The organism is Pseudomonas avellanae BPIC 631 (genome assembly GCF_000444135.1).
In the GTDB taxonomy this organism is placed as follows: domain Bacteria; phylum Pseudomonadota; class Gammaproteobacteria; order Pseudomonadales; family Pseudomonadaceae; genus Aquipseudomonas; species Aquipseudomonas avellanae.
This window is the reverse complement of the sequence record NZ_ATDK01000421.1, coordinates 1-2,153: the sequence shown is the minus strand read 5'-3', so window position 1 is coordinate 2,153 and position 2,153 is coordinate 1. Positions and strand designations below refer to the sequence as shown.

General features: G+C 59.6%; 2 protein-coding genes. Both read left to right on the top strand.

Features of this window, described 5'->3' with window-relative positions; all coding sequences use genetic code 11:
• Positions 1-132: 132 nt before the first annotated feature.
• Positions 133-771 carry a uracil phosphoribosyltransferase gene (gene upp / locus DW49_RS0123440; RefSeq protein WP_005615221.1) on the top strand — a complete coding sequence of 213 codons (639 nt, stop codon included), beginning with the start codon at positions 133-135 and terminating at the stop codon, positions 769-771.
• Positions 772-775: 4 nt separating this feature from the next.
• The gene (locus tag DW49_RS0123435; protein ID WP_003379221.1) at positions 776-2,053 is read left to right on the top strand and encodes a uracil-xanthine permease family protein; all 1,278 of its coding nucleotides are present in this window, start codon (positions 776-778) and stop codon (positions 2,051-2,053) included.
• Positions 2,054-2,153: the final 100 nt, after the last annotated feature.

The following is a 2,153-nucleotide window of genomic DNA, read 5'->3' as shown; positions in this document are numbered from 1 at the left end:
TGTTTTCGAAAAAATCAGCCACCAACTAACGGAAAATTCAAATCTTATCAATAGCTTAGCTTGCAGGTTATGGGTAACTTATTTCGAAAACAGTACACTAGACCGATTTTTTGCCCGCTGGAGCCTTTGCCAATGCCCATTCGTGAGATCCGTCATCCGCTGATCCGCCACAAACTCGGCCTGATGCGCCGCGCCGACATCAGCACCAAGAATTTCCGCGAGCTGGCTCAGGAAGTCGGTGCCCTGCTGACGTACGAAGCGACCGCCGACCTCACTCTGGAAAGCTACGATATTCAGGGCTGGGCCGGAACCGTGTCGGTGGAGAAAATCGCAGGCAAGAAAATCACTGTCGTCCCGATCCTGCGCGCCGGTATCGGCATGCTCGACGGCGTGCTCAGCCTGATTCCGGGTGCCAAGGTCAGTGCTGTGGGCGTCGCCCGCAACGAAGAAACCCTGCAGGCGCACACGTATCTGGAAAAACTGGTGCCGGAAATCGACGAACGCCTGGCGATGATCATCGACCCGATGCTGGCCACTGGCAGCTCGATGGTCGCGACCATCGACCTGCTGAAAAAGGCCGGCGGCAAGGAAATCCGCGCCATGGTCCTGGTCGCTGCGCCCGAAGGTGTTGCGGCAGTGGAACGGGCGCACCCGGATGTGATGATCTACACCGCGTCCATCGACGAGCGCCTGAACGAACACGGCTACATCATTCCGGGCCTGGGCGATGCCGGTGACAAGATTTTCGGCACCAAGCAGAAGGACGCGTAACCCGATGACGCAGCAGGAGTTCAACGATCCACTGTGGCGCACGATCCTTTCCGGTGCGCAAATGCTCTTCGTGGCCTTTGGCGCGCTGGTATTGATGCCGCTGATCACCGGGCTCGACCCTAACGTGGCGCTGTTCACGGCCGGTCTGGGCACGTTGTTGTTCCAGATTGTCACGGGCCGTCAGGTGCCGGTTTTCCTGGCATCAAGCTTTGCCTTCATTACCCCGATCATCCTCGCCAAGGGTCAGTTCGGTTTGGCCGCAACAATGGGCGGCGTCATGGCGGCGGGCTTCGTTTACACCTTTCTTGGCCTCGCGGTGAAGATCAAGGGCACCGGCTTTATCGACCGTCTGCTGCCTCCGGTGGTGATCGGGCCGGTGATCATCTCGATCGGTCTGGCGATGGCGCCGATTGCGGCCAACATGGCGATGGGCAAGACCGGGGATGGCGCTGTGCTGATCCCCTATCAGACCGCCATGCTGATTTCGATGCCCGCGCTGCTGACGACGTTGATCGTGGCGGTGTTCGGCAAGGGGATTTTTCGTCTGGTGCCGATCATTTCGGGCGTACTGGTGGGTTTCGCTCTGTCGTTCTACTTCGGCGTGGTCGATACCAAGAAGATTGCCGATGCAGCGTGGCTGGCCATACCGCACTTCACCGCACCGGAGTTCAATTGGCAGGCGATTCTGTTCATCGTCCCGGTTGCCTTGGCGCCGGCCATCGAGCACATCGGCGGCGTGATCGCCGTCGGCAGCGTGACCGGGCGCGATTACCTGAAAAAGCCGGGCCTGCATCGCACGCTGTTCGGCGATGGCATCGCCACCACGGCAGCCGGTCTGTTTGGCGGCCCGCCCAACACCACTTACGCCGAAGTCACGGGCGCGGTGATGCTGACCAAGAACTACAACCCGCAAATCATGATCTGGGCGTCGTTCTTCGCCATCACTTTGGCGTTCATCGGCAAATTCGGTGCGTTGCTGCAGAGCATTCCGGTGCCGGTCATGGGCGGAATTCTGTGCCTGCTGTTCGGTTCGATTGCTGCGGTGGGGATGAACACGCTGATTCGACACAAGATCGACCTGGCAGAAGCACGCAACCTGGTGATTGTTTCGGTGACACTGGTATTCGGCATCGGCGGCGTGCTGATCGGGACCGGCAACGGCCCGAACGATTTCGGCCTGAAAGGCATCGCCCTGTGCGCCATCACCGCGATCATCCTCAACCTGATCCTGCCGGGGCACGACAGCTGGAAGCACAACAAGCCGGACGATCAGTTGCTGTAGAACGACAAACTCAACCATCGTGCGACGCTCCGCGTCGGCATGCCGTTCTGGACGCTCTGCGTCCGGTTTTAAGTGTGCGGTGCGGCGCAGATCTGTGACG

Bases quoted from the DNA above. Each gene is read 5' to 3' on its own strand.
- upp (WP_005615221.1), top strand. From the start codon at position 133: ATGCCCATTCGTGAGATCCGTCATCCGCTGATCCGCCACAAACTCGGC.
- DW49_RS0123435 (WP_003379221.1), top strand. From the start codon at position 776: ATGACGCAGCAGGAGTTCAACGATCCACTGTGGCGCACGATCCTTTCC.